Origin of the sequence: Brevibacillus ruminantium (genome assembly GCF_023746555.1) — a bacterium.
Taxonomy (GTDB): Bacteria; Bacillota; Bacilli; order Brevibacillales; family Brevibacillaceae; genus Brevibacillus; species Brevibacillus ruminantium.
Genome location: NZ_CP098755.1, coordinates 2,546,611 through 2,572,049 on the forward strand (window position 1 = coordinate 2,546,611; position 25,439 = coordinate 2,572,049).

29 protein-coding genes are annotated in these 25,439 nt (G+C 49.4%); 18 read left to right on the forward strand and 11 right to left on the reverse strand.

Translation table 11 applies throughout. The features are described 5' to 3' along the window. Positions 1 to 11: 11 nt before the first annotated feature. Positions 12 to 659 carry a DUF4269 domain-containing protein gene (locus NDK47_RS12520; RefSeq protein ID WP_251875341.1) on the reverse strand — a complete coding sequence of 216 codons (648 nt, stop codon included), beginning with the start codon at positions 657 to 659 and terminating at the stop codon, positions 12 to 14. A gap of 150 nt (positions 660 to 809) precedes the next feature. Between NDK47_RS12520 and NDK47_RS12525 the strand changes: the two genes are divergently transcribed. Beyond that, positions 810 to 1,295 (forward strand): DUF456 domain-containing protein, encoded by a 486-nt coding sequence (locus NDK47_RS12525; RefSeq protein ID WP_251875343.1) that lies wholly within the window; start codon positions 810 to 812, stop codon positions 1,293 to 1,295. 87 nt (positions 1,296 to 1,382) lie between these two features. On the opposite strand, the gene lexA is transcribed toward NDK47_RS12525, so the two are convergent. Further along, complete coding sequence (gene lexA, locus NDK47_RS12530; RefSeq protein ID WP_251875345.1) at positions 1,383 to 2,009, reverse strand: transcriptional repressor LexA; 627 nt, start codon at positions 2,007 to 2,009, stop codon at positions 1,383 to 1,385. A 160-nt stretch (positions 2,010 to 2,169) separates the two neighbouring features. Between lexA and yneA the strand changes: the two genes are divergently transcribed. The 4 genes from yneA (at position 2,170) to NDK47_RS12550 (ending at position 5,565) form a co-directional block, all read left to right on the forward strand. Further along, the gene (gene yneA, locus NDK47_RS12535; protein WP_251875347.1) at positions 2,170 to 2,526 is read left to right on the forward strand and encodes a cell division suppressor protein YneA; all 357 of its coding nucleotides are present in this window, start codon (positions 2,170 to 2,172) and stop codon (positions 2,524 to 2,526) included. 80 nt (positions 2,527 to 2,606) lie between these two features. Further along, complete coding sequence (locus tag NDK47_RS12540; RefSeq protein WP_251875349.1) at positions 2,607 to 2,804, forward strand: DUF896 domain-containing protein; 198 nt, start codon at positions 2,607 to 2,609, stop codon at positions 2,802 to 2,804. 92 nt (positions 2,805 to 2,896) lie between these two features. Next, positions 2,897 to 3,268 carry a fluoride efflux transporter CrcB gene (crcB, locus tag NDK47_RS12545; RefSeq protein WP_251875351.1) on the forward strand — a complete coding sequence of 124 codons (372 nt, stop codon included), beginning with the start codon at positions 2,897 to 2,899 and terminating at the stop codon, positions 3,266 to 3,268. A gap of 41 nt (positions 3,269 to 3,309) precedes the next feature. After that, positions 3,310 to 5,565: a HelD family protein gene (locus NDK47_RS12550; RefSeq protein WP_251875353.1), complete on the forward strand. Its 2,256-nt coding sequence runs from the start codon at positions 3,310 to 3,312 to the stop codon at positions 5,563 to 5,565. Positions 5,566 to 5,611: 46 nt separating this feature from the next. Here the strand turns inward: NDK47_RS12550 and NDK47_RS12555 are convergent, their stop codons facing one another. Further along, positions 5,612 to 5,914: a HesB/IscA family protein gene (locus NDK47_RS12555; RefSeq protein WP_251875355.1), complete on the reverse strand. Its 303-nt coding sequence runs from the start codon at positions 5,912 to 5,914 to the stop codon at positions 5,612 to 5,614. A gap of 114 nt (positions 5,915 to 6,028) precedes the next feature. On the opposite strand from NDK47_RS12555, the gene ltaE reads away from it, so the two are divergent. Next, positions 6,029 to 7,051, forward strand: coding sequence for a low-specificity L-threonine aldolase (gene ltaE / locus NDK47_RS12560; protein ID WP_251875357.1), 1,023 nt, complete (start codon positions 6,029 to 6,031; stop codon positions 7,049 to 7,051). 55 nt (positions 7,052 to 7,106) lie between these two features. Here ltaE and NDK47_RS12565 read toward each other — a convergent pair whose 3' ends face one another. The 3 genes from NDK47_RS12565 to NDK47_RS12575 are packed head-to-tail and all read right to left on the reverse strand — an operon-like array spanning position 7,107 to position 10,987. Continuing rightward, positions 7,107 to 8,330 (reverse strand): Ger(x)C family spore germination protein, encoded by a 1,224-nt coding sequence (locus tag NDK47_RS12565; protein ID WP_251875359.1) that lies wholly within the window; start codon positions 8,328 to 8,330, stop codon positions 7,107 to 7,109. Beyond that, entirely contained in the window at positions 8,327 to 9,454 is a 1,128-nt protein-coding gene (locus NDK47_RS12570) for a GerAB/ArcD/ProY family transporter (protein WP_251875361.1), read from the reverse strand. The genes NDK47_RS12565 and NDK47_RS12570 overlap by 4 nt, the downstream gene beginning before the upstream one ends. Before the next feature lie 6 nt (positions 9,455 to 9,460). Next, positions 9,461 to 10,987, reverse strand: coding sequence for a spore germination protein (locus NDK47_RS12575; RefSeq protein WP_251875363.1), 1,527 nt, complete (start codon positions 10,985 to 10,987; stop codon positions 9,461 to 9,463). 202 nt (positions 10,988 to 11,189) lie between these two features. Here NDK47_RS12575 and NDK47_RS12580 point away from each other — a divergent pair, with 202 nt between their 5' ends. Beyond that, positions 11,190 to 11,381 carry a hypothetical protein gene (locus NDK47_RS12580; RefSeq protein WP_251875365.1) on the forward strand — a complete coding sequence of 64 codons (192 nt, stop codon included), beginning with the start codon at positions 11,190 to 11,192 and terminating at the stop codon, positions 11,379 to 11,381. A 12-nt stretch (positions 11,382 to 11,393) separates the two neighbouring features. Here NDK47_RS12580 and NDK47_RS12585 read toward each other — a convergent pair whose 3' ends face one another. Further along, the gene (locus tag NDK47_RS12585; protein WP_251875367.1) at positions 11,394 to 12,128 is read right to left on the reverse strand and encodes an alpha/beta hydrolase; all 735 of its coding nucleotides are present in this window, start codon (positions 12,126 to 12,128) and stop codon (positions 11,394 to 11,396) included. Positions 12,129 to 12,381: 253 nt separating this feature from the next. Here NDK47_RS12585 and pdhA point away from each other — a divergent pair, with 253 nt between their 5' ends. The 5 genes from pdhA (at position 12,382) to NDK47_RS12610 (ending at position 17,616) form a co-directional block, all read left to right on the forward strand. Next, positions 12,382 to 13,467 (forward strand): pyruvate dehydrogenase (acetyl-transferring) E1 component subunit alpha, encoded by a 1,086-nt coding sequence (gene pdhA / locus NDK47_RS12590; RefSeq protein ID WP_251875369.1) that lies wholly within the window; start codon positions 12,382 to 12,384, stop codon positions 13,465 to 13,467. A 3-nt stretch (positions 13,468 to 13,470) separates the two neighbouring features. After that, on the forward strand, positions 13,471 to 14,451 hold the full coding sequence (locus NDK47_RS12595) for an alpha-ketoacid dehydrogenase subunit beta (RefSeq protein ID WP_251875371.1): 981 nt from the start codon (positions 13,471 to 13,473) through the stop codon (positions 14,449 to 14,451). A gap of 78 nt (positions 14,452 to 14,529) precedes the next feature. Then, positions 14,530 to 15,918, forward strand: a complete 1,389-nt coding sequence (locus NDK47_RS12600) for a dihydrolipoamide acetyltransferase family protein (RefSeq protein WP_251875373.1) — start codon at positions 14,530 to 14,532, stop codon at positions 15,916 to 15,918. Positions 15,919 to 15,924: 6 nt separating this feature from the next. Beyond that, entirely contained in the window at positions 15,925 to 17,334 is a 1,410-nt protein-coding gene (gene lpdA, locus NDK47_RS12605; protein ID WP_251875375.1) for a dihydrolipoyl dehydrogenase, read from the forward strand. A gap of 120 nt (positions 17,335 to 17,454) precedes the next feature. Continuing rightward, positions 17,455 to 17,616 (forward strand): aspartyl-phosphate phosphatase Spo0E family protein, encoded by a 162-nt coding sequence (locus NDK47_RS12610; RefSeq protein ID WP_251875377.1) that lies wholly within the window; start codon positions 17,455 to 17,457, stop codon positions 17,614 to 17,616. A 12-nt stretch (positions 17,617 to 17,628) separates the two neighbouring features. Here the strand turns inward: NDK47_RS12610 and NDK47_RS12615 are convergent, their stop codons facing one another. After that, entirely contained in the window at positions 17,629 to 18,351 is a 723-nt protein-coding gene (locus NDK47_RS12615; protein ID WP_251875379.1) for a hypothetical protein, read from the reverse strand. Between the two features lie 93 nt (positions 18,352 to 18,444). Further along, a complete protein-coding gene (locus tag NDK47_RS12620) occupies positions 18,445 to 18,594 on the reverse strand; it encodes a small acid-soluble spore protein P (protein WP_251875381.1) in 150 nt (49 codons plus the stop codon). Between the two features lie 127 nt (positions 18,595 to 18,721). Between NDK47_RS12620 and NDK47_RS12625 the strand changes: the two genes are divergently transcribed. The 3 genes from NDK47_RS12625 to tnpA all read left to right on the forward strand — a co-directional run bounded on the left by NDK47_RS12625 (position 18,722) and on the right by tnpA (position 21,829). Next, positions 18,722 to 19,594: a HEPN domain-containing protein gene (locus NDK47_RS12625; protein ID WP_251875383.1), complete on the forward strand. Its 873-nt coding sequence runs from the start codon at positions 18,722 to 18,724 to the stop codon at positions 19,592 to 19,594. Between the two features lie 20 nt (positions 19,595 to 19,614). Then, positions 19,615 to 21,186, forward strand: coding sequence for an ABC-F family ATP-binding cassette domain-containing protein (locus tag NDK47_RS12630; protein ID WP_251875385.1), 1,572 nt, complete (start codon positions 19,615 to 19,617; stop codon positions 21,184 to 21,186). 172 nt (positions 21,187 to 21,358) lie between these two features. Further along, positions 21,359 to 21,829 (forward strand): IS200/IS605 family transposase, encoded by a 471-nt coding sequence (gene tnpA, locus NDK47_RS12635; RefSeq protein ID WP_251870395.1) that lies wholly within the window; start codon positions 21,359 to 21,361, stop codon positions 21,827 to 21,829. Positions 21,830 to 21,989: 160 nt separating this feature from the next. Here tnpA and NDK47_RS12640 read toward each other — a convergent pair whose 3' ends face one another. Both NDK47_RS12640 and NDK47_RS12645 read right to left on the reverse strand, forming a co-directional pair. After that, complete coding sequence (locus NDK47_RS12640; protein WP_251875387.1) at positions 21,990 to 22,496, reverse strand: DUF6886 family protein; 507 nt, start codon at positions 22,494 to 22,496, stop codon at positions 21,990 to 21,992. 10 nt (positions 22,497 to 22,506) lie between these two features. Then, on the reverse strand, positions 22,507 to 23,559 hold the full coding sequence (locus NDK47_RS12645) for a phosphodiester glycosidase family protein (RefSeq protein WP_251875389.1): 1,053 nt from the start codon (positions 23,557 to 23,559) through the stop codon (positions 22,507 to 22,509). A 119-nt stretch (positions 23,560 to 23,678) separates the two neighbouring features. Here NDK47_RS12645 and NDK47_RS12650 point away from each other — a divergent pair, with 119 nt between their 5' ends. From NDK47_RS12650 to NDK47_RS12660, 3 genes are all read left to right on the forward strand, one after another. Next, positions 23,679 to 23,822 (forward strand): hypothetical protein, encoded by a 144-nt coding sequence (locus NDK47_RS12650; protein ID WP_251875391.1) that lies wholly within the window; start codon positions 23,679 to 23,681, stop codon positions 23,820 to 23,822. A gap of 146 nt (positions 23,823 to 23,968) precedes the next feature. After that, a complete protein-coding gene (locus tag NDK47_RS12655; protein WP_251875401.1) occupies positions 23,969 to 25,168 on the forward strand; it encodes a DEAD/DEAH box helicase in 1,200 nt (399 codons plus the stop codon). A gap of 37 nt (positions 25,169 to 25,205) precedes the next feature. Beyond that, positions 25,206 to 25,361 carry a hypothetical protein gene (locus tag NDK47_RS12660; protein WP_251875403.1) on the forward strand — a complete coding sequence of 52 codons (156 nt, stop codon included), beginning with the start codon at positions 25,206 to 25,208 and terminating at the stop codon, positions 25,359 to 25,361. The last annotated feature ends 78 nt before the right edge of the window (positions 25,362 to 25,439 follow it).

Sequence of the window (25,439 nt, forward strand, 5' to 3'; positions counted from 1 at the left end):
CGTTTGATGGTTTATGTGCGATGCCAATCTGATTCAATTTTTGCCTGTTTTGTCGGCTGGTTATGCTTCGCTGTTTTGACCAGCTTCCGCAGTTCCGTTTCCGAGTATGCCTCCAGCTCAAGCAATGCCTGGTATGGGTCCTCACCGGAAATGCCGAAGAAATGCGCAAAGGCGGGTTCGGTTTTCAATCCACTGTGTTTGAGTGAACGGATTTCAGCTGCGACTTGATCTCCGGCAAGTTGCAGTAATCGGGCTTCGATGATCATGTGACGAAAAGCATTTTGTTGCGAGACGGGAACAGGCTGCGCAAAGCATTCCAGCCAGAAGCCACGGTGCCAAAACGATGTAATGCTGGTAGGGACGCCGGCAACCTCCGTACGATACGACTTGTAATGATCCAAGCTGCCGTATCTCTCTTTCAAAATGGTATCAAAGTGATCCAAATCCTCAGCGAAAAAAATGACATCTAGGTCACTTTCAGCCAGATCGATAGACAGCGGTATCGTACCCGTCAGGATGGGCTGAAATTGTTGTAACGAGGACGGAATCCCGAGGCTGTCCAAGGCGAGCCAGGCTGCTTGCTGACGAGGGGTGCCGGTTTTGAGATAATCCAAGTTGGCCCAATCACGGGAATGGTAATGAGCATGTGCCGAGAACATTTCCTTCGAATCCCCTTTCTCTCAGAACGATCCGTATTTTTGACTCAAACCATCTGACTGTGGGAATACTGTGGGACAAAAAACTGGGGCAGAAAGAAACAAAAGGCGCCCTTTATCCGTATACCCTATACAGGAGGGAGTGTCAACCATATGGACATTGTGCTTTGGATCATTATATCGCTTTTATTCGTGATCAGTATCGTCGGTATCTTTTTTCCTGTGCTGCCAGATACGCTGCTCTTGTGGGGCGGTTTCCTGATCTATCACTTTTTTATTGCCGAGCCTGGTGCAGGACTTCCAGCTTCGTTCTGGTGGGGCATGGTTGCTATGAGCATTTTGCTCTACGGGGCAGATTTGCTCACCAACATGTACTTCGTAAAAAAATACGGGGGCTCAAAGGCATCGTCTTGGGCAGCAGTGCTCGGAATTTTTTTGGGGATTTTTCTCTTTCCCCCATTTGGCATGCTGATCATGCCATTTGTATTGGTGGTGCTGGTCGAGCTGCTGTTTCAAAATCAGCCGATTGAACGAGCAGTCAAGGCGGGAGTGGGCTCATTGATCGGATTTTTGAGCAGTGCACTCGTAAAAGTAATGCTGCAGATTGTCATGATTATCTGGTTTTTTGTGGCCCTGTAGGAAATGAGCATTTGATCATCGTGGATAGGAAAAGAAGAAAAAGGCGTTCGCAGTGTTTATCCTGCGAACGCCTTTTACTGTACAGTCCTAGTGAATCAAACGGTAGACACCAATCACTTTCCCCAGAATGGTCACAGAATCCAGAATAATCGGTTCCATCGTGGAGTTCTCAGGCTGCAGGCGGAAGTGGTGCTTCTCTTTAAAGAACCGCTTCACGGTTGCTTCGTCCTCTTCTGTCATGGCTACGACAATATCGCCGTTGGTTGCAACATTTTGCTGACGAACAATGACATAGTCGCCGTCGAGAATACCTGCTTCAATCATACTGTCACCAGAGACACGGAGCATGTACACCTTGTCCGATGTAACAATACTGTCCGGGAGAGGGAAGTAGTCCTCTACTTGTTCCACGGCGGTGATGGGCTGTCCGGCGGTTACTTTGCCGATGACCGGTACCCGTACAACTGACACATCAAAATCGTCTTGCTGAAAACGCTCATCTTCTTTTAAAAGTTCAATCGCACGCGGCTTTGTCGGATCGCGACGAATTAATCCCTTTTTCTCCAGTCTGGCCAAATGGCCATGGACGGTTGAGCTAGACGCAAGCCCTACAGCTTCGCCAATTTCGCGTACGGAAGGGGGATAACCCTTGTCCCGTACTTCCTTGCGAATAAAGTCGATAATGGCTTGCTGTCTATTTGATAGTTTGGACATAAACCACACCTCAATCTTCTCGAACATGTTTTCTATATTATACCATGGGATCTTGCGTTCGACAAACATAAGTTCGACTTTTTTCTTGACATGAACACATGTTCGCATTATGATGAGGACAAGAACATACAGAACGTTTGTTTGCAGGGGGATGATGATGATGAGTTCGATGACGATGACGAACCGATTTGCCAAAAAGCCAGAGCGAAAAGTGCGGTTTGGAATAACCCGCGGTCACGCGATTCTGTTTTTTGCTGCTTTCACTCTCTTTTTTTATACATTGACCGAACTAGTGTTTGCTTCCGGAGAAAAGCCTGTTCCATCCGTGCAGCACATCCAGGCGGTTAAGGAAGTAACTGTACAGCCGGGGGACAGTCTCTGGAAGCTGGCTGTTGATCACCGCAGCGATGAGGGGATGGATGTTCGAGATCTGGTCAATGAGATCAAGTCATGGAACAAACTGGATGGAGCAATCATTTATCCGGGCCAGACACTTCAGATACCCATAAAGCCCTGATTCACAAAGCTTTTTACTTGCTTCAAAGCGGCGATATGATATAATAGAGCGGCATTCATTGAAAGCGAGGGGAAACAGTTTTGGTATCAGACGCGGAAATCAAACGGATCAATGAACTGTCCAAGAAATCGCGAGAAGCCGGTTTGACCGACGAGGAAAAGCAGGAGCAAAAAGAGCTGCGGCAAAAGTACATCGACGCCGTAAAAGCGTCGCTGCGGTCCAATTTGGACTCGATCCGCTATGTAGAGGATCTTGAAGATAACAGCACGAAACACTAATTGAACGAGAATTGACATAAAAAAATGGCATCCAACGCTTTTGCTTGGGTGTCTTTTTGTTCCAAATCACTTCAGAAGGGGAAAGGAATAAGATGCTGTCGTGGGTAGCTGTTGCCGTCGGCGGAGCCATTGGCTCCATGCTCCGCTATGGTCTCGGGTTCGTACTGAATCAGCCAGGAATTCCTGCAGGTACCTGGCTTGCGAATGTACTCGGTTCCTTTGTGATTGGCTTGTTTTCGATTTGGGGAAAAGAAAAAGGATTGTTACCAGCAGAGATGTACCTCCTTCTGACGACTGGTCTGCTCGGGGGATTCACAACATTTTCCACATTTTCTCTCGAAGTGGTCACCTTTTTGAGTGAGGGGCAAATTTCCCGGGGTATTGTATATGCGGGTTCCAGCATTCTTCTTGGACTCTGTGCCTGTGCTCTAGGGATTTGGGTCGGGAGACAGCTTCTTACATAAGTAGAATTCGAACAAATTGAGATTGAGAAAGGAGGAAACATATGTCGATCCGTCACCCTGATTACGAACATGAACAAAAGCGACTGGATGAAACACGTTCGATTATTAAAAGGGAAGTGGACACCCTGCGAAAAGAGGTGAAGGAGTTCACCGATGACTATGTCAAGCAGGTGGTAAATTATAAAAAGGGAAAAGAGCTTCGTTATCTCGAGGATCAAGGACTGGAAAAACCCTACTTTGGACGTGTTGATTTTTTGAAAGACGAAACATATGAGCTGGATCGTGTATACATAGGAAAACGCGGCATCGTCAGAAACGATACCTTTGATTCCGTCGTCGTTGATTGGCGGGCACCGATAGCAGGTTTATATTACAGCGGAGAGAGTAAAGATGCCTTTTTTCGCAATGGCCGGGAGATTGTCCGCGGTGAGGTCAGGCTGAAGCGAAACTTCGCCATGCAGGATGGGAAGATCACCGGTATCTATGATGGTGCCTTAAAAGAAACGATTCAAAGAGAAGTGGGCCATCCGGATGAATTTTTGGAGGAAGGCTACATCGATGAATTTTTGGCTGCCAACCTGAACCAGACGAACGACAGCAGGCTGAAGGATATTGTGGCGACCATCCAATCCGAACAAAATGATATCATCCGCGCGGACAAAGATCGCCCCGTCGTGGTGCAGGGGGTAGCCGGGAGCGGGAAGACGACGATAGCTCTCCATCGGCTCTCGTACCTTATCTACAATTATCAAGACTCGATGATGTCGAAGAAATTTATGGTTTTTGCTCCCAACCGTCTCTTTCTTACCTATATTTCCGAGGTGCTTCCCGAGTTAGGAGTAGAGGATGTACAGCAATCCACTTTCCTTGACTGGGCGGCCAAACTGGTCAAACCCATGTTGCCCAAAGGCTGGCGCATATTAGACCCGCAGAAGCCGCTTCAGCTGTTTTTTGAAGAAACATATAGCGACAAGGAACGCCAGGTGGCTCTGCACCGCCTCCGTTTTAAAGGATCGCTTGCCTTTCGTGAAGTATTGCACCGCTATCTTTCGTATGTGGCACAAAACCGGATCTCCTTTAAAAAACTAGGCTTTGTCTACAAGCGAACCCAGCAGGTCTTTACCATCCCAGGAGAAGAGATCCGTCAACTGTTCACGGAACTATACGGACAACTCCCGTACCGTCGTCGTTTGGAAGCTCTGCGCAAGCATCTTAAGCAGGAGATCAATAAACAATTGTTTGCCCATCTGCGTGAAGTGAAAATCGATCTGGACAAACAGAGCTTGCATAAGTTTGAAACGATGATTGAGCAAGTTTTGGACCATTATTTCTCCATTTTTCCAGAACTCCAGGTATGGGAAGCGTACAGGGAGCTTATTACCGACCCAGATTTACTGGGCGAACTGATTCAAAGCAATGATGACACATCAAAAGAGTTAATCATCCAGGATGTCTGCGCCTCCAGCAAGGACATTTTTGCCAATGAACGGATCGAACCTGAAGACGCGGCACCCCTGTTGTATTTACGCCATTTAATCGAAGGACTGGAACAGGCCGACCACTTTGATCACAGTGTCGTCGACGAAGCCCAGGATCTCAGTGCCATGGAAATATCCGTCATCGGGCTGGTGACGAATCGGCAGTCCCTTACAGTCGTCGGAGATATTGCGCAAGGGATTCACGCGTACAGAGGGCTGCAAACCTGGGAAGAGCTGATGGAAGGGGTATTTCTGCAGCCAAGGGCTGTTTACTACACGCTCGCGCAAAGCTATCGCTCTACAATCGAGATCATGAAGTGTGCGAACGAAGTGTTGCGAAAAATTGAGTTGCCGGAGACCATCATGGCCAAACCGGTTCTGCGTCACGGTGCGAAACCGGATTGCCTCTCCTGGGAGGGGAAGGACCTCCCCGTGCAAAAAATAGTGAAGCGCATTAAATCATACCTCCAAGAAGGGTTCCAGTCGATTGCTATCGTCACAAAAACGGCAGAAGCCAGCAAACAGGCTTATAAAAAATTGCGAGGGCACATAGAGGATGTAAAGCTGCTGAGCATCAAAGATACACAGTTTCCAGGTGGAGTCGTGGTAATGCCGTCTTATCTGACGAAAGGCTTGCAGTTCGACGTGGTCTTTACTCTTGATACAGAAGCGTATACCGATAGCGAATGGGACACGAAGCTCCTTTATGTGGTTATGACGCGCCCGGTCCATCGTCTGGTCTTGCTCCACCCGGTCGATCAGGTAAGCCCGCTCATTCGGGATATCGACTCAGCGCTGTGCGAACAGGACAGTTTGTAAAAAATAAACCCCCGCTGCGCAATGCATAGCGGGGGCAGGGAGACGATTAATGATCGCCGTGATTTCCTTTGGAAGGGTTTGTAATCACATAACCTTCCTGTGGCGTATATAGATAGTCGATCACGATGCCATCGAGGAGCGGCTCGTCTTTTTTCACGATCACGTCAATTTCTTTATCTGTAGAAATGACGACATCCTCTTCGGTCGGCTTGTCCAGAGCCAAGCCATAGTGGGCGTGGTCACCATGGGCATGCGTTATGTATGCACGAAGCTTCAGCTCTTTATCTTCTTCCTGTTCCAGAACGGCGTTCAATTGTTTTGCAGCATTGCGGGTAATTTTTACCTTCATGGGTCAGTCTCCCTTGTTTTGGTATGGTTCTCTCTCCATATTAGCAAACTGGGAAATCGTGTTGCAACGTAGAAAGTGTTACGATAGACAAAAGAGAAAAGGGAGAGATGAGCAGTGGCGATCGATTTGCGCAGTGATACGGTGACCAAACCGACGGAAGAGATGAAGCGAGCGATGGTGGAAGCCGAAGTGGGAGACGATGTGTACGGAGAAGATCCAACGGTAAACCGGTTGGAAAAGCTGGCGGCGGAGATTTTGGGAAAAGAAGACGCATTGTTCGTAACCAGTGGCACACAGGGCAACCAGGTTGCGGTTTTGACGCACTGTGTCAATGGGGATGAAGTGATTTTGGAGGAGGACTCTCATATTTTTAACTATGAGGGCGGTGCTGTAGCAGCTCTGGCTGGCGTACAGACCCGGACGCTCGCAAGTGATCGCGGTACCATGGCCCCTGATGCAGTGGCGCGTGCGATTCGAGGTGTCAATATCCATAACGCCCGAACACGGTTAATCTGCATGGAAAATACTCATAACCGGGCGGGCGGGGCAGTGATTTCTCCGGAACAGATGGAAGCCGTATACAAAGTCGCGACCAGCAAGGGTGTAGGTGTCCATCTGGATGGTGCGCGATTGTTCAACGCAGCCGTTGCTCTGAAGCGTGAAATCACCGACTTTACACGCTATGCGTGTACAGTGCAGGTTTGTCTGTCCAAAGGATTGAGCGCACCGATCGGTTCTGTGCTGGCCGGGAGTCGTGAATTTATCCAGGAGGCCCGCTGGTGGCGCAAAAAACTGGGCGGGGGCATGCGGCAGGCTGGTTATATGGCTGCACCGGGCATTCTTGCATTGACGCAGATGGTTGACAGGCTGGAAGAGGACCATCAGCTGGCGGCACTTCTTGCTGAGGGGCTTCGTCAGCTTTCCTTTGAGGTAAAGCCCGTCGAGACGAATATTGTGCTGGTACATACGGAACGAGCAGGGATGAACGCACTAGACTTTTTATCACGATTGGCGGAAAAGGGAGTCCTCGCCGTGGATTTCGACGAGAACGTCGTACGCTTTACCACTCATAGGCACATCTCCGAGCAAGATATCCGAACTGCTCTACAAGCCATTGAGGCGATATTACACGCATAACAGCAGCGGGAGAAACCGTGCAGGTTGGATAAACGATCTGCGCGTTTTTTTTCGTCTATTTCTTTTTTCCTTTCAAAGAAAAATCAGCCGTCTTTACGCTTACCGCCACTTTCACAGGAACTTGACTGAATTGCTCATCCCAATTATCTTTTACCTTCCTCCATGTTTCCGGATATTGGATGTGCAGTCTTTTTCCAAAACCGGCCACATCGGCACGATACCCTTTTTGCGTCTTATCGAGACTATCCAGCACGAGCCTTTTTACCTCCTTGGCGACAGCTTGGTTTACTTTCTGCACATAGGCCTCGCTAAAGGAATTTTCATGCATGTTCCAATCTTCACCGATCCGACCTTCGACCTTAATTTGCACGGTAAAGCTGATTCGGCCATTTTTTAGGCTGGGGATAATTTTGCTGTGCACCTTACCGATTTCAAAAGAAAACGGCGCGTTGTCTCCATCGATAGAGGATTCAATAATTCCGCCGGGACGCGTTTCCGCCGTCTTGCCTGCTCCCAGAATCAGATTGATTCCAGCCGTTTCCTCCTCTCCGAGCCACCCGAGCATCTTGCCTGTTTTTCCGCTAATGACAGCAGCACCTGCCAGCTTGATTTCCTGTTTATGAACGACTACGCGCGGAATAAGAAAACTGGTGTCTGTTGCAATTTTTTCGGATACCTCGCCGACAGTAATGGGTCTGCAGATATGAATCGTCTTCGCCATATTATTGACCAACTGCATAAATTCAAAGGAGGGGAGGTCCTCATTTTTGGTTTTTGCCTCCAGGACATCTCTTCCACTCCCTTTGATGATGGCCAGGTTTACCGTTCGCCGCATTTCTGTATCGCGCAGATACAGGTTGAGAAGTTGGGACAAGTCCATTTTTCGGCTCACATCGTCCCCCAGGACAATCATTTTCAAGTGCATGAAGAACGGAGGGCGTCCGGCTCGGGTTGAGGTTTCGCGCAAGACTTGAAAAGCGGTTTCACCTGTGCTGGTAATATTGATATAGGGCTTTTGTTTGGACGAGCTTGATCGCCTGGTTCCCCCGATCACCTTGGGATTGACGATCTGATAAGTCAGGGACAGCGGGATCAATTTCTTATGATGATGCGGGATTTGCTTCTCTTCCTTGCTCGGTGCATGTTTCGCCGTGTCGATCGACATCCCGATTGTAATCCCCAAATCTTCAATTTCACGCCGGTCCCAGCAGCCGGTTGTCAAGAAGCTCCACGCGAGCAACAAAAGAACAAACAAATAGGGTACCCGTTTTTTTTTCATCCTTCTTTCCCTGCCTTCGCCATGCGAGAATTGTCATTTCGTTTTCCCAAAAGAACGGAGAGGAACAACAATACCCCAGGGATGACCAACGAAGCGAAAACCGAAGTAGTGCCGAGGAGATTCGATAATCGCATGACTTCATTCAAGTCTTTAGGTAACGAGGCGATCACATACAGGACAGGCACGAGCCCGAGCATGACAGGTCTGATGTTCCAACCAAAGAGGAGGGAAATGCCAAACGAGGCCAGATAAAGATCCACGAAAAAGGTTGTGAACATGTTGAGCAGCCAAATGCTGATAAAAAAGATTTCAAAATGCTCAAAGAATGCTCCGGGAAACTCAATTTGCTTGACAAACTCCATCGTGGGCCAAGTCAGGGTCTTGGTTTCTTCCAGCGTTAGTGAACCGATTACCATCATGACGGTAATCATGTAGATCAGGGTGACGAGTGCTGTCCCAAGCAGAAGTGGTCGCAATGCCTTTCTTGCCTCCTTGGTATAGGCTAGAAAAAAGAGGACGACTTCAACGCCGGAGAATGCCTGTGAAGTAGAGAGAAGACTGCTGGCTAAAGGAAGGGGGCCAAATTCCATGACTGGCCGCAAATTATCCAGCTTGAAGTTCTGCCAATTCAATAGGACAATCGAAAAAATGATGACCAAGGTGATGGGGAAATAGAAGACAGATATCCGGACAATGGCAGGTAATCCGCCAGTCGTAAGGTACACGCCGACGAGCAGAAAAGCTAGAATCGTCACCTCTATGGGCGTTTGATCCAAGAGATAGTGGCGAACTGCTTCCGCTTGCACCCTTGCCTCATAAGCGCTATAGAAAAGATAGTGCACGATGTAAAGGAGACTGATAACGGCGCCCAGGATTTTTCCCACAATCCGTTTGTTGTAATGATATAGGGTTTCTTGCGGGAATCTGTTGCTCAGGTAGAGACAAATACAGACAGCCAAAAACGAGATAATCCCGCTCAGAATTACTTCAATCCAGACATCCGGGGTACCCAGCTTTTCACCAGCCACACGGGGAAGTGTGAGTATCCCCACGCCTATGATGGTAGAGACAAAGGTAATTGTGAGATGGTAGGTGGAAATGAAGGGAATCGGCAAGGAACCCAAGGCTGCTTAGTCTCCTTTTTTCTTAGATAAACCGGAGCGGGTCCGGTCAAGCGATTTGAGCATGGCAGGACGATGTTTTAACAAAAGATGAAGAGGGGCCCGAATAAACAAGTCCTTCCAGGAAAAATGCTGAGTGGATGCATAGGGAGCCGCATAATTCACCCCGAAACTGTACAGCTTTACCATGTGCGAAGTAATCAGTACAAAAATCAGGATGATGCCGTAAAGACCCAAAACGGAAGCCGCAAACATCATCACGAAACGAAGCAGACGGATCGAGATCGCAACAGCGTATTGGGGAAAGGCAAAGGATGAAATAGCGGTCAGAGAAACGACGATGACCATAATCGGACTGACGATTCCCGCTTCTACAGCCGATTGTCCAATCACGAGACCGCCAACGATTCCGACAGCCTGACCAACCGGTTTTGGCAAGCGCACTCCTGCCTCTCGCAAGAGCTCGATGGTCACCTCCATGATCAACGCTTCAAAAAGGGTGGGAAACGGAACGCCCTCACGAGATCCGGCGATCGAGATGGCCAGCTTGGTCGGGAGCAGTCCTTGATGGTAGGAGACCAGTGCGATGTATAAAGAGGGCAAAAAGAGTGCAAAAAACAGCGCCAGATAACGCAGCACCCTGATCAGGGTAGTCGGAATCCAACGCTCGTAGTAATCCTCAGGCGACTGCATCAGCATGGGGAAGGTTACTGGGACGATCAGCGAGAAAGGGGTTCCTTCCATAAGGATCGCCACGCGCCCCTCCAAAAGTGCGCCTTCGACCCTGTCTGGACGCTCAGTGTTCTGGATCTGGGGGAAAGGAGAGTATTTGTGGTCCTGGATGTAGTTTTCGATATATCCGGATTCGATCGGGTCATCGATATCGATCGCCTTCAATCTCCTCCGTACTTCCTCTACCAAATCAGGATTCACCACTCCGCGCAAGTAACAGATAACCACTTCTTTGCGACCCCTTCTGCCAATGATCAAGGAGTCAAACGTCAGATGGGGGTCTTTTATGCGACGTCGCATAAGTGCTGTATTTTCGGTGAGATCTTCGACGAAACCAATTCGCGGGCCGCGGACGAGAGCTTCGCTTTGTGGTTCTTCTGGCGAGCGAGATTTTTCTTTGCTCGTTCCGAAAACCATAGCCCCCGCATGCTCCTCGATCAGAATACAGGTATTCCCGTGCAAAAGCTCTGAGATTATTTGCTCTACATTGGTCGTATGAAAGGCTTGGGCAAATGTGCTGGCATATTGCACAAACCAGTTCACACGCTCCAGATAGGGTCTTTGATTCTCTCCCGCGTCATTGAGCAGTTGGCTTGAGATCACTTCATAAACACGATTGAACAGAAATTTTTGGTCAACCAGACCTTTTAGGTAAACAGCGATCGCCTTTCGATTCGATGCGGCAAGAGGCAATTCTTGAAAAACGAGATCGGAACTGTTGCCCAGAAGCTCTGCCAGCAGTTGCTGATTGTGACCGACGGAGGTGGTGAGTTCCTTTGACGGGGATTGGCTTGATCGCATCATTCAAAAGGTCCTTTCCCGAGAATGTCGCTTGCAGGTGTTGGTTTTGACAATTCGAGAAAAGTTTGCCCAAAATGTGCCATTTGCATCCCTGGACTGGTGCAGGAGGAAGGCGGGAGAAGAGAAGCAATCTGGGAAGGGGGAGTATTTCATAAATAGCAATGGAATACTACTTGTATCCAACAAAAGGGAAAGAGGGATGTAGATGATTTCCGCGAGACAGAGGAAGCAGATACAAAACCAGATGCAACGCGATGAGAGCAAAATTGTCAACATCGTCTTGAACGATGCGAGACAAGTGGCTGGTGAAATCGATAGAGCCACCCATCAAGGTGTTTTCCTGACGGATGGCAGCTATTATCAGTATTCCGATATCAGCGAAATCAACGGGTTATAAAACAGATCGTCCTTACCATTCCGTTGGGGGAAAGAAAAAGCGCAACGCATCTGGCAGCTCTTTTTGCCACAGACCCCAGACATGATCGCCAGGCTTCTCCCGATAAGAGAGCCGGCAGCCTTTTTGTTCCAGCAGGTCTTTTGTCTTCCGGTTCCAGTCGACGAAGTCAAAGGTGCCTATATGCGTTTCCACCGCTGTTTCATCCAGGCCGACGACCAGCCAAGCTGTAAGCCAGGACAAATCTTCAGATTTGTCCAGATGATCCAGCGTGGGCTGGAAAAACGCACCGGACAGCGAGATCAGATTGGGAAAGAGGGAAGGCTGATCCATGGCGATGTGCAAAGAAGCAGTTCCACCCAGGGAGTCACCGGCCAATACCCTGGCCTCCGGACTTTTGCGAACTGGATATTTCTCCTCAATGTAGGGCAATAATTCTTCTATAAAAAAACGTTTGTATCCCTCGTTCCGCGAGCCGACCGGGGAATATTCGCTTGTCCGTTTATTTCTGTCCACGGACACGCCCACCACGAGGAAGGGAGGGACGCCTTCATCCAAAATCAGCTGGTTGGCAATCGTGGCGATCCGGCCCATTGTGAAAAAATCGTTTCCATCCTGACAATAGACGACAGGGTAGGACAAGAGCTCGTTGTATCCAGGCGGCAGGTATACCTTTACAGAGCGGGGAGCATCAAGGTATTGACTGGGTATTTCTTCCTTCATAATCGTTCTCTTTACATATTCTGACACGGGATTTCACCTCAACATGAACGAAATTCCAAAAGTAAGCCTTGAAAAAAACTGATACAGATTTTATAGTAAATGATAACAGGAAGGAAATAAACCCTGTAATATCAATACTATAACACAATAAACAGTTATTTTGTCTGAGGTATAACAGGGCGTGCGGAAGTAGCTGTAAGCACTTTCACTATTGAGAGTCGAAATACAGCTCCAGCACGATTGCCTTTCCGCTTTTAAATTCAGTGACGAGGTGAATGTGATGAGCGTTACCACTGCTGTTGAACAAACAGGCAACAACACGCCGCTGCAAATTCTTGCTCCGGACGGTACAGTTGTTCGTCCTGATCTCATGCCTAACCTTTCCGATGATGAATTGCGCGAACTGATGCGCAAAATGGTCTTTACCCGTGTGTGGGACCAACGTGCAATCAGCTTGAACCGCCAAGGTCGTCTCGGTTTCTATGCGCCGGTTGCCGGACAGGAAGCGGCGATGATCGGTTCCGAGTCCGCACTTTCCAAAGAGGACTTCATCCTGCCAAGCTATCGCGATATCCCGCAAATGGTATGGCACGGCTTCCCGATGCATAAAGCATTCCTCTACTCCCGTGGACACATCGAGGGTGGACGCATTCCTGAGGGTGTCAATGTTCTGATGCCGCAAATTATTATCGCTGCACAATGTACGCAAGCGACAGGTGTAGCAATGGGTTACAAGCTTCGCGGTGAAAAACGTGTAGCCATCAACTACTTTGGTGACGGTGCGACCTCCCAGGGTGATTTCTACGAAGGCATGAACTTCGCAGGTGTATACAAGCTGCCTGTAATCTTCTTCTCGCAGAACAACGGTTACGCTATCTCTGTTCCATTTGAAAAGCAAACAGCAGCAGATAACGTCGCAGTAAAAGCAAAAGCGGCTGGTATCGCCAATGCGCGTGTAGACGGCATGGACATTCTCGCTGTATACCATGTGGTGCAAGAAGCAAAACAACGCGGTATCAACGGCGAGGGCGCTACCCTGATCGAAGCAATGACCTATCGCTATGGTCCGCACACCATGGCTGGTGACGACCCGACTCGTTATCGTACGGGTGAAGAGCAAAGCGAATGGGAACAAAAAGACCCGCTGATCCGCTTCCGCAAATTCCTGGAAAACAAAGGTCTGTGGAGCGAAAAAGACGAAGAAGCCGTCATCGAAGAAGCAAAACAAGCGGTTGCAGATGCGATCAAAAAAGCAGACGAAGCACCGAAAATGAAAGTAAGCGAACTGATCGATGTTATGTTCGAAACACTGCCGCCTGAACTGGAAGAGCAAAAGGCGGAATTTCTGGCAAAGGAGTCGAAGTAACCCATGGCACAAATGACAATGGTTCAAGCCATTACGGATGCAATGCGCGTTGAAATGAAACGCGACGAAACCGTTCTCGTCTTCGGGGAAGACGTGGGTAAAAACGGCGGGGTTTTCCGTGCGACGGAAGGTTTGCAAGCCGAATTCGGTGAGCAGCGCGTATTCGATACGCCGCTCGCCGAGTCTGGAATCGGCGGTCTGGCTGTGGGCCTCTCCATTAACGGGTTCCGTCCAGTAGCTGAAATTCAATTCTTTGGTTTTGTATTTGAAACATTTGATGCCATTGCTTCTCAGGCATCCCGCATGCGCTATCGTTCCGGTGGCCGCTATACCAGTCCGGTTACATTCCGCTCTCCTTTTGGCGGCGGGGTAAAAACGCCTGAGCTGCACGCGGATTCTCTGGAAGGCTTGATTCTCCAAACACCCGGTGTGAAGGTTGTCATTCCTTCTAACCCATACGATGCAAAAGGACTCCTGATCTCCGCGATCCGCGACAACGATCCGGTTGTATTCCTGGAGCATATGAAGCTTTACCGCTCTTTCCGTCAAGAAGTTCCGGAAGGCGAGTACTCCATCCCGCTCGGCAAGGCAAACGTAGTGAAAGAGGGTAGCGACGTTACCATCATCACCTACGGCGCGATGGTTCATACCAGCCTGAAAGCGGCGGAAGAGCTGGAAAAAGCACGTGGTGCGAAAGTAGAAGTCATTGACCTGCGCACGATCAATCCGATCGACATCGAGACAATCGTCGAGTCTGTGAAGAAAACCAACCGCGCCATCGTGGTACAGGAAGCACAAAAAACTTCTGGCGTCGCTGCCGAAATCATCGCTCAAATCAATGAACGTGCAATCCTGCACCTGGAAGCACCTGTGCTCCGCGTGACTGCTCCGGACACCGTGTATCCATTTGCGCAAGCAGAAGATATCTGGCTCCCGGATGTCAAGCGCGTCGTAGACGGTTTGACCCGCGTGCTCGATTTTTAAGGACACCACCGGCGGAAAGCAGAACACTTTCCGCCTTCTTTTGGCAAATACAAACAACCTCATCGAGGAGGAGATTACGTGAGTCGTTTTACATTCAGACTCCCGGAGCTTGGCGAGGGCATCCATGAAGGCGAAATCGTCAAATGGCATGTAAAGCCGGGGGATACCGTAGAAGAAGACCAAGTCATCATGGAAGTGCAAAATGACAAGGCTGTTGTGGAAGTTCCGTCTCCAGTAAAAGGGAAAGTGCTGGAACTGAAAGTAACAGAAGGCACCGTATCGGTCGTGGGCGATCCGCTCATCGAATTCGATGTAGAAGGTGAAATCCCGAACCTGCCTGACCATGGTCATGGTGATAGTGCGGCTCCTGCTCCCGCTGCAGAAGAAAAAATGGAACCAGGCTGCGATATCGGCTCCCAGGTGAGTGCCAATGCCAACCAAGCTTTGGACACACCACTGGCACAGACAGCAACCGCAACAGCAGCAGCGCCGATTGAGCGCAAGCATGTACTGGCTACCCCTTCCGTTCGTAAATACGCTCGCGAAAAAGGCGTACAGCTGGTAAATGTACCAGGTACAGGAAAACTGGGCCGGATCACTCGCGAAGATATCGACCGCTTCCTGGCTGGTGGCGCAGTAGCGGCTCCAGCAGCACAAACAGCGGCCCCAGCAGCGGTAGCACCTGTCGCTGCCGAAGCTCAAGAGGCTAACAACGTAGCGCAGGCAGCAGCTACGCCGACTGTTCACTACGCGGCGCAAGCAGGCGAAGTGGAAGAGCGCGTACCGCTCAAGGGCATCCGCAAAGCGATTGCCAAAGCGATGGTAAAATCTGCTTATACAGCTCCGCACGTAACGATCTTTGACGAGGTGGACGTAACCGAGCTGGTTGCTATGCGCAAAGAAGCTAAACCGCTGGCGGAAGAGCGCGGCGTGAAGCTGACCTATCTGCCGTTTATCGTGAAGGCCGTCGTTGCCGGACTGAAGAAATTCCCAGAGCTGAACGCTTCCATCGACGACGAAAAACAAGAAATTGTTTACAAAAAATACTATAACATCGGAATCGCAACCTCTACGGATCAAGGTCTCGTGGTGCCAGTAGTGAAGGCTGCTGAGCGCAAGTCGATTTTCGAAATCGCTGGCGAAATCACAGAGCTTGCCGGAAAAGCACGCGATCGCAAAGCAACCGCAGATGAGCTGAAAGGCTCTACCTTCAGCATCACCAATATCGGTTCGGCAGGCGGAATGCTCTTTACGCCGATCATCAACTATCCTGACGCTGCCATCCTCGGTGTAGGTCGCATCAGTGAAAAACCAGTGGTGAAAAATGGTGAGATCGTGGTAGGCCAAGTGCTGCATCTTTCGCTCAGCTTTGACCATCGACTGATTGACGGCGAGCCGGGACAGCGATTCATCAACTACGTGAAGCAGCTTCTGGAAAACCCGACGCTGCTCGTCATGGAGGGATAAGAAGCGATGGTAGTAGGTGAATTTACTACAGAAGTAGACGTTCTCGTCATCGGAGCGGGTCCTGGCGGATACGTGGCAGCCATTCGTGCTGCCCAAATGGGCAAAACCGTTGCCGTCGTGGAAAAAGGCAATGTAGGTGGCGTATGTCTCAATGTAGGATGCATTCCGTCCAAAGCGTTGGTTCATGCGGCTCATACCTATGAACAAAGCCAGCATACCGCGGACATGGGGATTACCATGGAAAACGTCAAAGTGGACTTTGCCAAGGTTCAGGAATGGAAAAATGGCATTGTGAACCAGTTGACGGGTGGGGTTGGCAAGCTGTTCAAAGGGAACAAAATCCAAGTTATCCCTGGTGAGGCCCTGTTCGTAAATGAAAACGAGGTACGCGTGTTTCACGGATACGATGTAAACCGCTATCGTTTTAATCACTGCATCATCGCAACCGGTTCCCGTCCGATTGAGTTGCCTGCTTTCCCTTACGGCAAGCGTGTGCTCTCGTCCACAGAAGCGCTGTCTTTGACAGAGATTCCAAAGAGTCTGGTAGTCATCGGCGGCGGATACATCGGCGTAGAGCTGGGTACCGTTTTCGCGAAGTTCGGCACCAAAGTAACCATCCTGGAAGGTTCTGACCAGATTCTCCCTGGCTTTGAGGCAGAAATGACGCGTCTCGTCGAGCGCAAGTTGAAAAAGCTGAACGTCGAGATCAACACCAAGGCACTGGCTCAAGGCATGGAAGAAAGAGAAGACGGCGTCGTGGTTACTGCTGAAGTGAAAGGCGAGCAGAAACAGGTAGAAGCAGAATATGTGCTGGTTACCGTGGGCCGTCGTCCCAACACAGACGAGCTTGGTCTTGCTGATATCGGCATGAAACTGACAGAGCGCGGGTACGTGGTGGTCGACAAGCAAGGCCAGACCAGCATTCCCAATGTTTACGCCATCGGTGACATCGTCGCTGGTCCAGCTCTCGCTCACAAAGCTTCCTACGAAGGAAAGGTTGCTGCCGAAGCAATCGCCGGGCATCCTGCTGAAGTGGATTACAAGGCAATCCCGGCCGTGGTCTTCTGCGATCCTGAGATTGCCAGCGTAGGTATCAGCGAACGCGAAGCGAAGGAGCAAGGTATTGATTATATAGCGGGACGCTTCCCGTTTGCAGCCAATGGCCGTGCCCTTTCGGTAAACGCCCGAGAAGGCTTTGTCAAAGTGATTGCTGAAAAGGAAACCAATCTGGTACTGGGCGCGCAAATCGTCGGTCCGGAAGCCTCCAACATTATTGCCGAGATCGGCCTGGCCATTGAAATGGGCGCAACACTCGAAGATATCGAGCTGACCATTCATGCGCATCCGACTTTGGGTGAAGTAACGATGGAAGCAGCCGAGCTTGCCCTCGGACGTCCCATCCATGTGATGAAATAAGGAAGTATAACCCCTGCATCTGCTTTCAAGATGCAGGGGTTATTTTCGTCTTTCCCTCTTTCCACCCATAATCAATTATTGTAAAATAGTGGTAGCATGAGTCGGGTGGGGGTTGACACCATGGAAATTACGCAAAAGATGATTGATGATGTGCGTCAGCAGTTAGAACAGGCTGTCAAGAATTCAGGTTACAATTTTCTCGACCCGGAAATCGTCAAGATTAGTCAACATCTGGATAAACTCATTGTTGCCCATATGACACAAGATGCAAAACGCCCATAGCCGGGCGTTTTTTCATGTCTCGATCGGATAGATCAAGTGGATAGACTGTTCTCTTTTGAGCAGTGTGGTTGATGGAAAGAAATAACTGGGATGCAGGATGAGCTGTTCCGTAATGATTTCTTCCGGGAAGCGGTCATCCCACTGCAACTCTTGCCGCTCTTGATCGTAGGAAAAAGGAGGAGCAATCTTCTGAAGAAAGGAGATACATGCTTCGGGAGAATGCAGCGAAGCGAAGATCTGCTCTGCTTCCCGGACAAAGAGAGGAGCGATTTTTTCCCAGGTTTCTGCAAAAAAAAGCTGCCAATAGCTGGAGAGAAATAAGGAAAAGCGTCCCTTCACAAAGTCTGCATCCTGGATCGCATCCAGCGCCAACATATTACCAGGTTCACGGTCTGGTTTGTTTATCAAGGTCTGCAGGCTGGCTTGAAAGGTCGCGGTGGGCATTTCGACAAAGTATGAAAATTGTTCTTCAACTGACATGACACCACTCGTCCGGATGGGGTCAAGCATAGCAGGGATGGCATCTTCAAAGAGGGGGAGAAAATATTTCCACTCCTCCATTATCCGTTCTGTCTGGAAGTCTTGCAGCATTTGCTCTGCCCAGCCTGCTGAGGTCCCAGAAGCGGGGGCTTGGGTCAACAGATGAAGACTGGAAGCTAATTCAAACAACGGAGAAACGCTGTAAGAGATGGTATGATGAAATGGGGCAGTGCCCAATAGGCGAACGGTAATCATGAGTGTAGACCTCCATCTAGGATACTTCTACCATCATAGTTCATCCTAATGGGACAATTCAATCTACAGAATGTAAAAAACAGGAAGGGGATGTTACCCTTCCCGCGTTTTGATTTGGCGGCTGTGATTTTTTTGCTTTACCTTTTTGGAGCCGGGCATCGGCTCGCCTGTCTGCTCCATGGGTTCATAGGAGTTGTTATAGGTTTCATGAGGGTTTTCGTCCAAGATATGATCCTTTTTCATCTGATCAGCTCCTTCACATTTATCATGCCGTAATCTAGTAGTGACGAACCATAGGAATTGCTGGTATTCTATAAGGTAGTGTTTCTTCAGCCGTTTCGTACCAGGGGCCTTGAAAGGAGATGATCGTATGCCTATATTGATTGCTCCAATCTTTAACACCACGACGACCCAAGCAATCAACATTGAACTTCGAAAACCGTTTCATCTTGTTTCGGGCGTGGAAAAACCTTATAATGTTGCCTCTCGCTATCTTCGCAACCAGATGGATGAGAGCCGGCATTTGTTTGACCGCAAAGTAGACAAAACCAGTCTCTTTCTCATGGCTGATTATCCTGAAATGATGATCAATGAAGAAAAAGACTGGATTGAAGAAATTGAGAACAAGCTTAATCTGGCTTCGACCAGTGGCATTTGCTCCATTCCTTACGTCATCACCGCGCATCCGCCCGTTTTCGGGATCACCTACCTAAAACGGTCATACGATGGCCCAAAGTACCTGTTTGGTGAGGAGGAACAAAGGATTTTCATGGCATTGATGGAGGAAGGGCGGACGCTCCCTTCACTGGCTCTGCGCCGTTACTCCCTGTCACTGGAGAAGAAGAGATTGGAAGACCAATTACTCGATTTGTGGATCTCTCTGGAGTCGCTGTTTGCACCTGACGGGAAAAAAGGAGAGATTACCTACAAGCTCCGTTTTCGCATGGCTTACTACTTTGGCGAAACGCCAGAGAAACGGGAACAGATCGCCGATTTCGTCAGACAGTCTTACAACCACCGCTCGGAAATTGTACACAGCGGCAAGGAACTGGGTAAAGCTCTTTCCAATGAGGTCATGCTGTTGAGACAAATGGCCCGTGCTGTCATTTTGAATACGGCGATGGAAAAAATATCACTAAACGAATTGCGCAAGCGCTTGGATGAGCAGATATTGGTCGGTACAAGCTATGTGCTTCGCTATAAACCCACTTTTTTTGAGAACATCAGCTTCGACGTAGGATAGGCAGGAGGACCAGGATCAGTATGAGTGTATTAATCGTTGAGAATTTGTCACACGGCTTCGCGGATCGCGTATTGTTCCGTGACGTATCGTTTCGTCTGCAGCCCAACGACCGGGTAGGTTTGGTGGGAGCAAATGGAACGGGAAAATCTACGATGATGGGCATTTTGACAAAGCAATTGATTCCGGATAACGGAAAAATCGAGTGGATGCCAAAAGTCCAATACGGCTATTTGGATCAGCACACAAAGCTTCAAGCGGGCAAAACCATTCGTGACGTGCTGAAGGATGCATTTCTGCCTTTGCTGCAAGAAGAAGCCGAAATGCTGGCCATCGGTGAAAAGATGGCAGAAGCTTCTCCTGAAGAGCTGGAGGAGCTTTTGGAACGGATGGGTGAAATTCAGGACCGTCTGGAAAATAGCGGTTTTTACCTGATTGATGCCAAAGTCGATGAGATTGCCAATGCCCTTGGACTGAGCGCGATTGGTCTGGACCGCGATGTAGCCGCTCTGTCAGGGGGGCAGCGGACCAAAGTGCTGCTCGCGAAGCTTTTGTTGGAAAAGCCGAGCGTCCTGCTCCTTGACGAGCCGACCAACTACCTGGACGAGGAGCACATTACGTGGCTCAAGGGCTACCTGAGAGAATATCCGTACGCCTTTATGTTGATTTCCCATGACACTTCCTTTATGAATGAAGTGGTCAATGTGATCTACCATTTGGAGTTCACCAAATTGAACCGCTATACCGGAAACTATGAGTCATTTTTGGCACAGTCCGAAACGAAGCGGTCCCAGCATTTTGACGCATATGAAAGGCAGCAGGAGGAAATCTCCAAAATGGAGGATTTCATCGCTCGCAACAAAGCACGGGCTTCGACGACTGGCCGCGCCAAAAGCCGCCAAAAGCAACTGGATCGGATGGAGCGGATCGATAAGCCGGAAACGGCAGCAAAACCAACCTTTATTTTCAAGGAATCGCGGGCCAGCAGCCGCTTCGTTTTCCAGGCAGAGGATTTGGCGATTGGCTATACCCATCCGCTGTTGCCCAAGCTGACAGTGAGCTTGGAGCGGGGGGAAAAGGTGGCTGTCGTGGGGATGAACGGTGTGGGTAAATCAACCTTGCTCAAGACCGTTCTGGGCATGATTCCGCCGCTGGGCGGCAAGCTGGAGCAAGGTGACTTTTTGCACCCGGCTTATTTTGAGCAGGAAGTCAAAGCAAAGCCGATTACAGCACTGGACGATGTATGGAATGAGTTTCCGCATCTGAACAACCATGAGGTTCGCGGGGCACTGGCCCGATGCGGTCTGAAGAATGAGCATATCAACCGTTCCTTGACCGCGCTGTCCGGGGGAGAGCAGGCGAAGGTGCGTCTATGCAAACTGCTGCAGCGCGAAGCGAACTGGCTCGTGTTTGACGAGCCGACCAACCACTTGGACGTCGTCGCCAAAGAAGAGCTGAAGCGGGCATTGCGTGAATTCAAGGGAACCGTCCTGCTGGTGTGCCACGAACCGGAATTCTACGAGGATTGGGTCACTCAGGTTTGGAACGTGGAAGAGTGGAGCTTGGATCAAGCGAAGACCGCGATCAAGCTCTAGAGCAATAAAAAGAGGCAGCCGAGAGTTGGCTGCCTTTTTGTTGTATAAGAAAACCCCCAGTTAGACTGGGGGTTCGGGAAAGCTTATAGCTATGAGTAGTCATCCTTTGAACTCGGTGATAAGATGAGAGCCGGTCTGCCAACCGCTTACACTTATCACAGGAGGACAAAGGATGGACAAGAGCAGTCTAGCACATACCAAATGGAACTGTAAATATCATATCGTATTTGCTCCGAAATACCGAAGACAAGTGATATATGGGAAATTGAGGAGAGAGATAGGGAAAATTTTACGGGAGTTATGCGAACGAAAAGGAGTGGAGATCATTGAAGCGGAAGCTTGCGTGGATCATATTCACATGTTAGTGAGTATTCCGCCTAAGTTAAGCGTGTCCGAGTTCATGGGTTACTTAAAAGGAAAAAGTTCATTGATGATCTTTGATAAGTTTGCAAATATGAAATACCGATATGGAAATCGTCAATTTTGGTGCAGAGGGTACTACGTAGATACAGTAGGAAGAAACAAAAAGGTAATTGAGGAATATATTCGGAACCAATTAGTGGAGGACAAGAACTATGAACAATTAACGATGAAAGAGCTGATCGACCCGTTTACGGGTGAGTCGGTGAAAAAGGGCAGGTAAGGAGCCCCTTTTCAGGGGCTGCCCGAGGCAACACGCGGTTGGCAGACTTTCAGGGCGCCTTTGAGGCGCTTGCTTGTAACATGCCCTTATAGGGCTAATGGAAGCCACCGGCTAAGCCGGTGGTTATGACTATATCGCAACTTTCTTGCAAGCGTTTGACTTAAAGCTTGGCATTTCGCAAACGTATCATGGAAAAGCACATGGTGGAGTCCAGGAGTGCGTCACGCAGGGGCTTCAGGGAGGGTGTCAGCCTCAACTCTACATTCGCTTTAACCAGTGCCGTTATGAGATCCCCCATAGGCTCCACGGATAAGGGAGTGACGGTATTGTAGGATACGTAGTAACCCGAGTTTTCATCTACAGGGACAAAGGGAGCAGGGGCAAAAGAATACGCGTATAATTTTGCCGCTTGTATTCTCTCGTACCAGGCTGCTTCCACGGTAATAATGAGGGAAGCCTTTGAGATGCCCGCAAATTTTGTCTGATCCTCCTCAGTAGTAGAAGGGCCGGCATAAAAGCCGATACGTGGGCAGTCCCGCGGGAAAAAATACAAGGGGGATTTCTCACCGCTGATCGCCCAAACCATATTACCGCGACTTGGATCACTGGGATGGAGCCGAGGATGAAAGACAGATATTGATTTATCTTCACTAAAGTGGAAGTACATGACTTCCCCCCTATAAAACCGCCCAAGCATTGGGCAGATAACGACCGCGGTAATACGGGCAGGATGTCTTTGTAATGGCTTCATTATTATACAGCATCATGGAGCTGGAGCCGCCGTCCATCGCCATTGCGGTTACGACTCCGCGTTCTTCCAAAATATCTGCCACATCGTTCATGCTGGCACCAATCGAGTGCCCCGGCTGACGGCCATCGATGACCAAAAAGACGATGGTGCCGTCTGCTTTCTGTCCGATAGCAGTTCGCGGCTGGATGCCCCAGCTTTTTGCCGGTTTGTCAGCAAACAGGTTTTTTCCGCCGACGATCAGTTGCGGACGGAAGCTCATGGCGTCTTTCACTCCCATATCGACAAGCTGCTGAGCCGTGTAATTACCCGTGATCAGCTTCCCGTCAAAGGTGATGCCGAGCGCCGTTTCGCTCCCCTTTGCATTGTAGCCCTGCAGGATTTTCCCGTCCTTGATCACAAGGCCGTTTGCAACCGCCCCTTTGCCGTATCCGTCCGGATCGTAGAAGCCGCTTGCATTGACAATCCCCAATGCTCCGGATTTATTGACAAATTCATCGAGCAGGTCACCCCGCTCCTTGCGGTTGGTGACAAGCAGTTGGACGCGTTTCGGGTCACTGATATACATGATTTTGCCTTTAAAATAGTAGTTGCTTCGTTTTTCATCAATTTCTTCAATTTCAATCAATTCTCGCTTCACTTCAGGTTCTTCCGCTACTTCGGGTTCTTCGGTTTTTTGCTCCGTTTCACTGACAGAGTTAATGACGACCGGATTGCGAATCTGTTGTTTTAGCTCTTCAAGCTTTTCATCCGACAGAAACATGTACGGAGCCCAGTAGTCATGCTGCGTGGTCAGCAGCGTGCCAGCACCCCACTCCCGCAGTTCTTCACCCTTTTCCGTAAAGAAGAGAAACGTAAACCCGAGCAGGAGACATGTGACGAAGGTCATCATACTCGTGAGCAGAATGCGCCTCAACACTCTTCCACGACGAGTGCGGCGTTGTTTTTTCTTTCTGGTATGAGTGCGTGATAATGTTTGCATAATGACCCCTATCTTTCGAAAAAAGTTCTCTCTCTTACATTGACGATTGGCGCAAGAAAAAGTTTCGTGCATGAGGGACTAAAGATAACGGACAAAATAAACAGCAGGAGGTGATGGGGATGCGCGGATTTGATAAGGAGTTTCAAAAAGAAGTGGAGGCGTATCAAAAGAACCCTCCGGGAACACATAACCAGCGAACCGAAAAAGATCGACATGACAAGATGGAGAAACGGGAAACTCGTTTGGATTCTAATAATCGCTGAACGCGCTGCGAAATCCTTGAAGGGTTTCGCTCTTTTTTTAAAATGGGGAACCGCTGGTTGTGGAGTGGCAGCTTCCCGTTGTTTCACGTTTGTGGAAAGTATGGTAAGCTTACCCCAGCAACATTATCCATGCCAGGAGGGTTTTTGTGAGCACCACGTTTACTGATTATTCACTGAGCGCACCCCTGTTGGAAGCATTGCGCGAACTAAAAATAGAACGGCCCACTCCCGTTCAGGAAGAGGCAATCCCGCTGATTCAGAGCGGCCGTAATGCATTTGTCGAATCACCGACGGGGACTGGGAAGACACTCGCTTACCTGCTTCCCTTACTCAATCATCTTGATAGGGAGTCCAAAGAGATCCAGTTGCTTGTACTTGCTCCTACTCATGAGCTTGTGATGCAAATCACAAAAGTGGCAGACTTATTGTTAGTGAAAAGCAATCAGACAGCACAGGCAATCATCGGAGGGGTGGATGTCAAACGACAATTGGAAAGGCTGAAATCACGTCCCACTGTCGTTGTGGCTACGCCAGGGCGTTTGCTTGAATTGTTGGAGAGCCGGAAGCTAAAGGTCCATCAGGTCAAGGCGATTGTCGTCGATGAAGCAGATCGACTGCTTGATGCAGGCTTTCTCCGACCGGTTCAGGAAGTAGTCAAGAGATTGATGCGTGATACGCAGCGGGTCTTTTTCTCCGCCACCATGTCAGAAGAAGTCATCCAGCTAGCCTCCAGCATGGCGAGCGAAGCGGCGGTGATCAGAGCGGTTGCTCCAGGGAATGGGATGGGAGTTGCCCATATGTACCTGGTGAGCGAACCTCGTAAAAAGGTAGATACGCTGCGCCGCTTGCTTCGATTGGTAAACGTAAAAAAATCAATGGTGTTTGTCAATCAGATTGACAAAGTGGAGGAGATTGTTTCCAAGCTGGAATATCACCATCTGCCATGCCGGCTCTTGCACCGGGATACCAGCAAAGAAGAACGGGCACGGTCATTGCAGTTGTTCCGGGAAGGCAGGATCTCTGTATTGATTACAACGGACGTAGCAGCACGCGGCATCGATGTGGCGGATGTCGAATGTGTCGTTCATTTTGATCCGGCATCCGATGCAGATTCGTATGTGCATCGCAGTGGACGTACGGGACGAATGGGAAAAGCGGGCTTGGTCTTTTCCATCGTCGCTGCGCAGGAGTTGTTTATCTTGCGCAAGTTTTCCAAGCAGACCGGCATTTCGTTGGCTGAAAAGATCATGACTCACGGACAATTGCTTGATCCGCAGGAACGGAAGGATAAATCAGCCCCGGCAAAACGTCCGGTACATAAGAAACGGAGATTTGAAACAAAGTAGTGGTAGGCACACCAATCTAATTCCACAGGAGGTTCCCATGCGTAACGATCGTTTGGATGATGAGTCATTATTGGTCAACGGCCCTGTTGGAGGAGAGGTGCTTTCCAAGCAAGAGCGCCAGGTATTGCGGCGTTCGGCAGGAGAACTGAAACAAGCGATGGAGCGTGCAAAAAAGGAACCCATTCGCGAGTAAAGAAAAAGAAGCAGCCTCTTGGCATCCGAGGGGCTGCTTCTTTTTCATCAAAGACTGTTTTTCCATCATTCTTTCGTG

What these genes read in the sequence shown, in the direction of transcription:
- NDK47_RS12520 (WP_251875341.1), bottom strand. Translation starts at nt 659, where the DNA reads ATGTTCTCGGCACATGCTCATTACCATTCCCGTGATTGGGCCAACTTG.
- NDK47_RS12525 (WP_251875343.1), top strand. Translation starts at nt 810, where the DNA reads ATGGACATTGTGCTTTGGATCATTATATCGCTTTTATTCGTGATCAGT.
- lexA (WP_251875345.1), bottom strand. Translation starts at nt 2,009, where the DNA reads ATGTCCAAACTATCAAATAGACAGCAAGCCATTATCGACTTTATTCGC.
- yneA (WP_251875347.1), top strand. Translation starts at nt 2,170, where the DNA reads ATGAGTTCGATGACGATGACGAACCGATTTGCCAAAAAGCCAGAGCGA.
- crcB (WP_251875351.1), top strand. Translation starts at nt 2,897, where the DNA reads ATGCTGTCGTGGGTAGCTGTTGCCGTCGGCGGAGCCATTGGCTCCATG.
- NDK47_RS12550 (WP_251875353.1), top strand. Translation starts at nt 3,310, where the DNA reads ATGTCGATCCGTCACCCTGATTACGAACATGAACAAAAGCGACTGGAT.
- NDK47_RS12555 (WP_251875355.1), bottom strand. Translation starts at nt 5,914, where the DNA reads ATGAAGGTAAAAATTACCCGCAATGCTGCAAAACAATTGAACGCCGTT.
- NDK47_RS12565 (WP_251875359.1), bottom strand. Translation starts at nt 8,330, where the DNA reads ATGAAAAAAAAACGGGTACCCTATTTGTTTGTTCTTTTGTTGCTCGCG.
- NDK47_RS12575 (WP_251875363.1), bottom strand. Translation starts at nt 10,987, where the DNA reads ATGATGCGATCAAGCCAATCCCCGTCAAAGGAACTCACCACCTCCGTC.
- NDK47_RS12580 (WP_251875365.1), top strand. Translation starts at nt 11,190, where the DNA reads ATGATTTCCGCGAGACAGAGGAAGCAGATACAAAACCAGATGCAACGC.
- pdhA (WP_251875369.1), top strand. Translation starts at nt 12,382, where the DNA reads ATGAGCGTTACCACTGCTGTTGAACAAACAGGCAACAACACGCCGCTG.
- NDK47_RS12595 (WP_251875371.1), top strand. Translation starts at nt 13,471, where the DNA reads ATGGCACAAATGACAATGGTTCAAGCCATTACGGATGCAATGCGCGTT.
- lpdA (WP_251875375.1), top strand. Translation starts at nt 15,925, where the DNA reads ATGGTAGTAGGTGAATTTACTACAGAAGTAGACGTTCTCGTCATCGGA.
- NDK47_RS12610 (WP_251875377.1), top strand. Translation starts at nt 17,455, where the DNA reads ATGGAAATTACGCAAAAGATGATTGATGATGTGCGTCAGCAGTTAGAA.
- NDK47_RS12615 (WP_251875379.1), bottom strand. Translation starts at nt 18,351, where the DNA reads ATGATTACCGTTCGCCTATTGGGCACTGCCCCATTTCATCATACCATC.
- NDK47_RS12620 (WP_251875381.1), bottom strand. Translation starts at nt 18,594, where the DNA reads ATGAAAAAGGATCATATCTTGGACGAAAACCCTCATGAAACCTATAAC.
- NDK47_RS12625 (WP_251875383.1), top strand. Translation starts at nt 18,722, where the DNA reads ATGCCTATATTGATTGCTCCAATCTTTAACACCACGACGACCCAAGCA.
- NDK47_RS12630 (WP_251875385.1), top strand. Translation starts at nt 19,615, where the DNA reads ATGAGTGTATTAATCGTTGAGAATTTGTCACACGGCTTCGCGGATCGC.
- tnpA (WP_251870395.1), top strand. Translation starts at nt 21,359, where the DNA reads ATGGACAAGAGCAGTCTAGCACATACCAAATGGAACTGTAAATATCAT.
- NDK47_RS12640 (WP_251875387.1), bottom strand. Translation starts at nt 22,496, where the DNA reads ATGTACTTCCACTTTAGTGAAGATAAATCAATATCTGTCTTTCATCCT.
- NDK47_RS12645 (WP_251875389.1), bottom strand. Translation starts at nt 23,559, where the DNA reads ATGCAAACATTATCACGCACTCATACCAGAAAGAAAAAACAACGCCGC.
- NDK47_RS12650 (WP_251875391.1), top strand. Translation starts at nt 23,679, where the DNA reads ATGCGCGGATTTGATAAGGAGTTTCAAAAAGAAGTGGAGGCGTATCAA.
- NDK47_RS12660 (WP_251875403.1), top strand. Translation starts at nt 25,206, where the DNA reads ATGCGTAACGATCGTTTGGATGATGAGTCATTATTGGTCAACGGCCCT.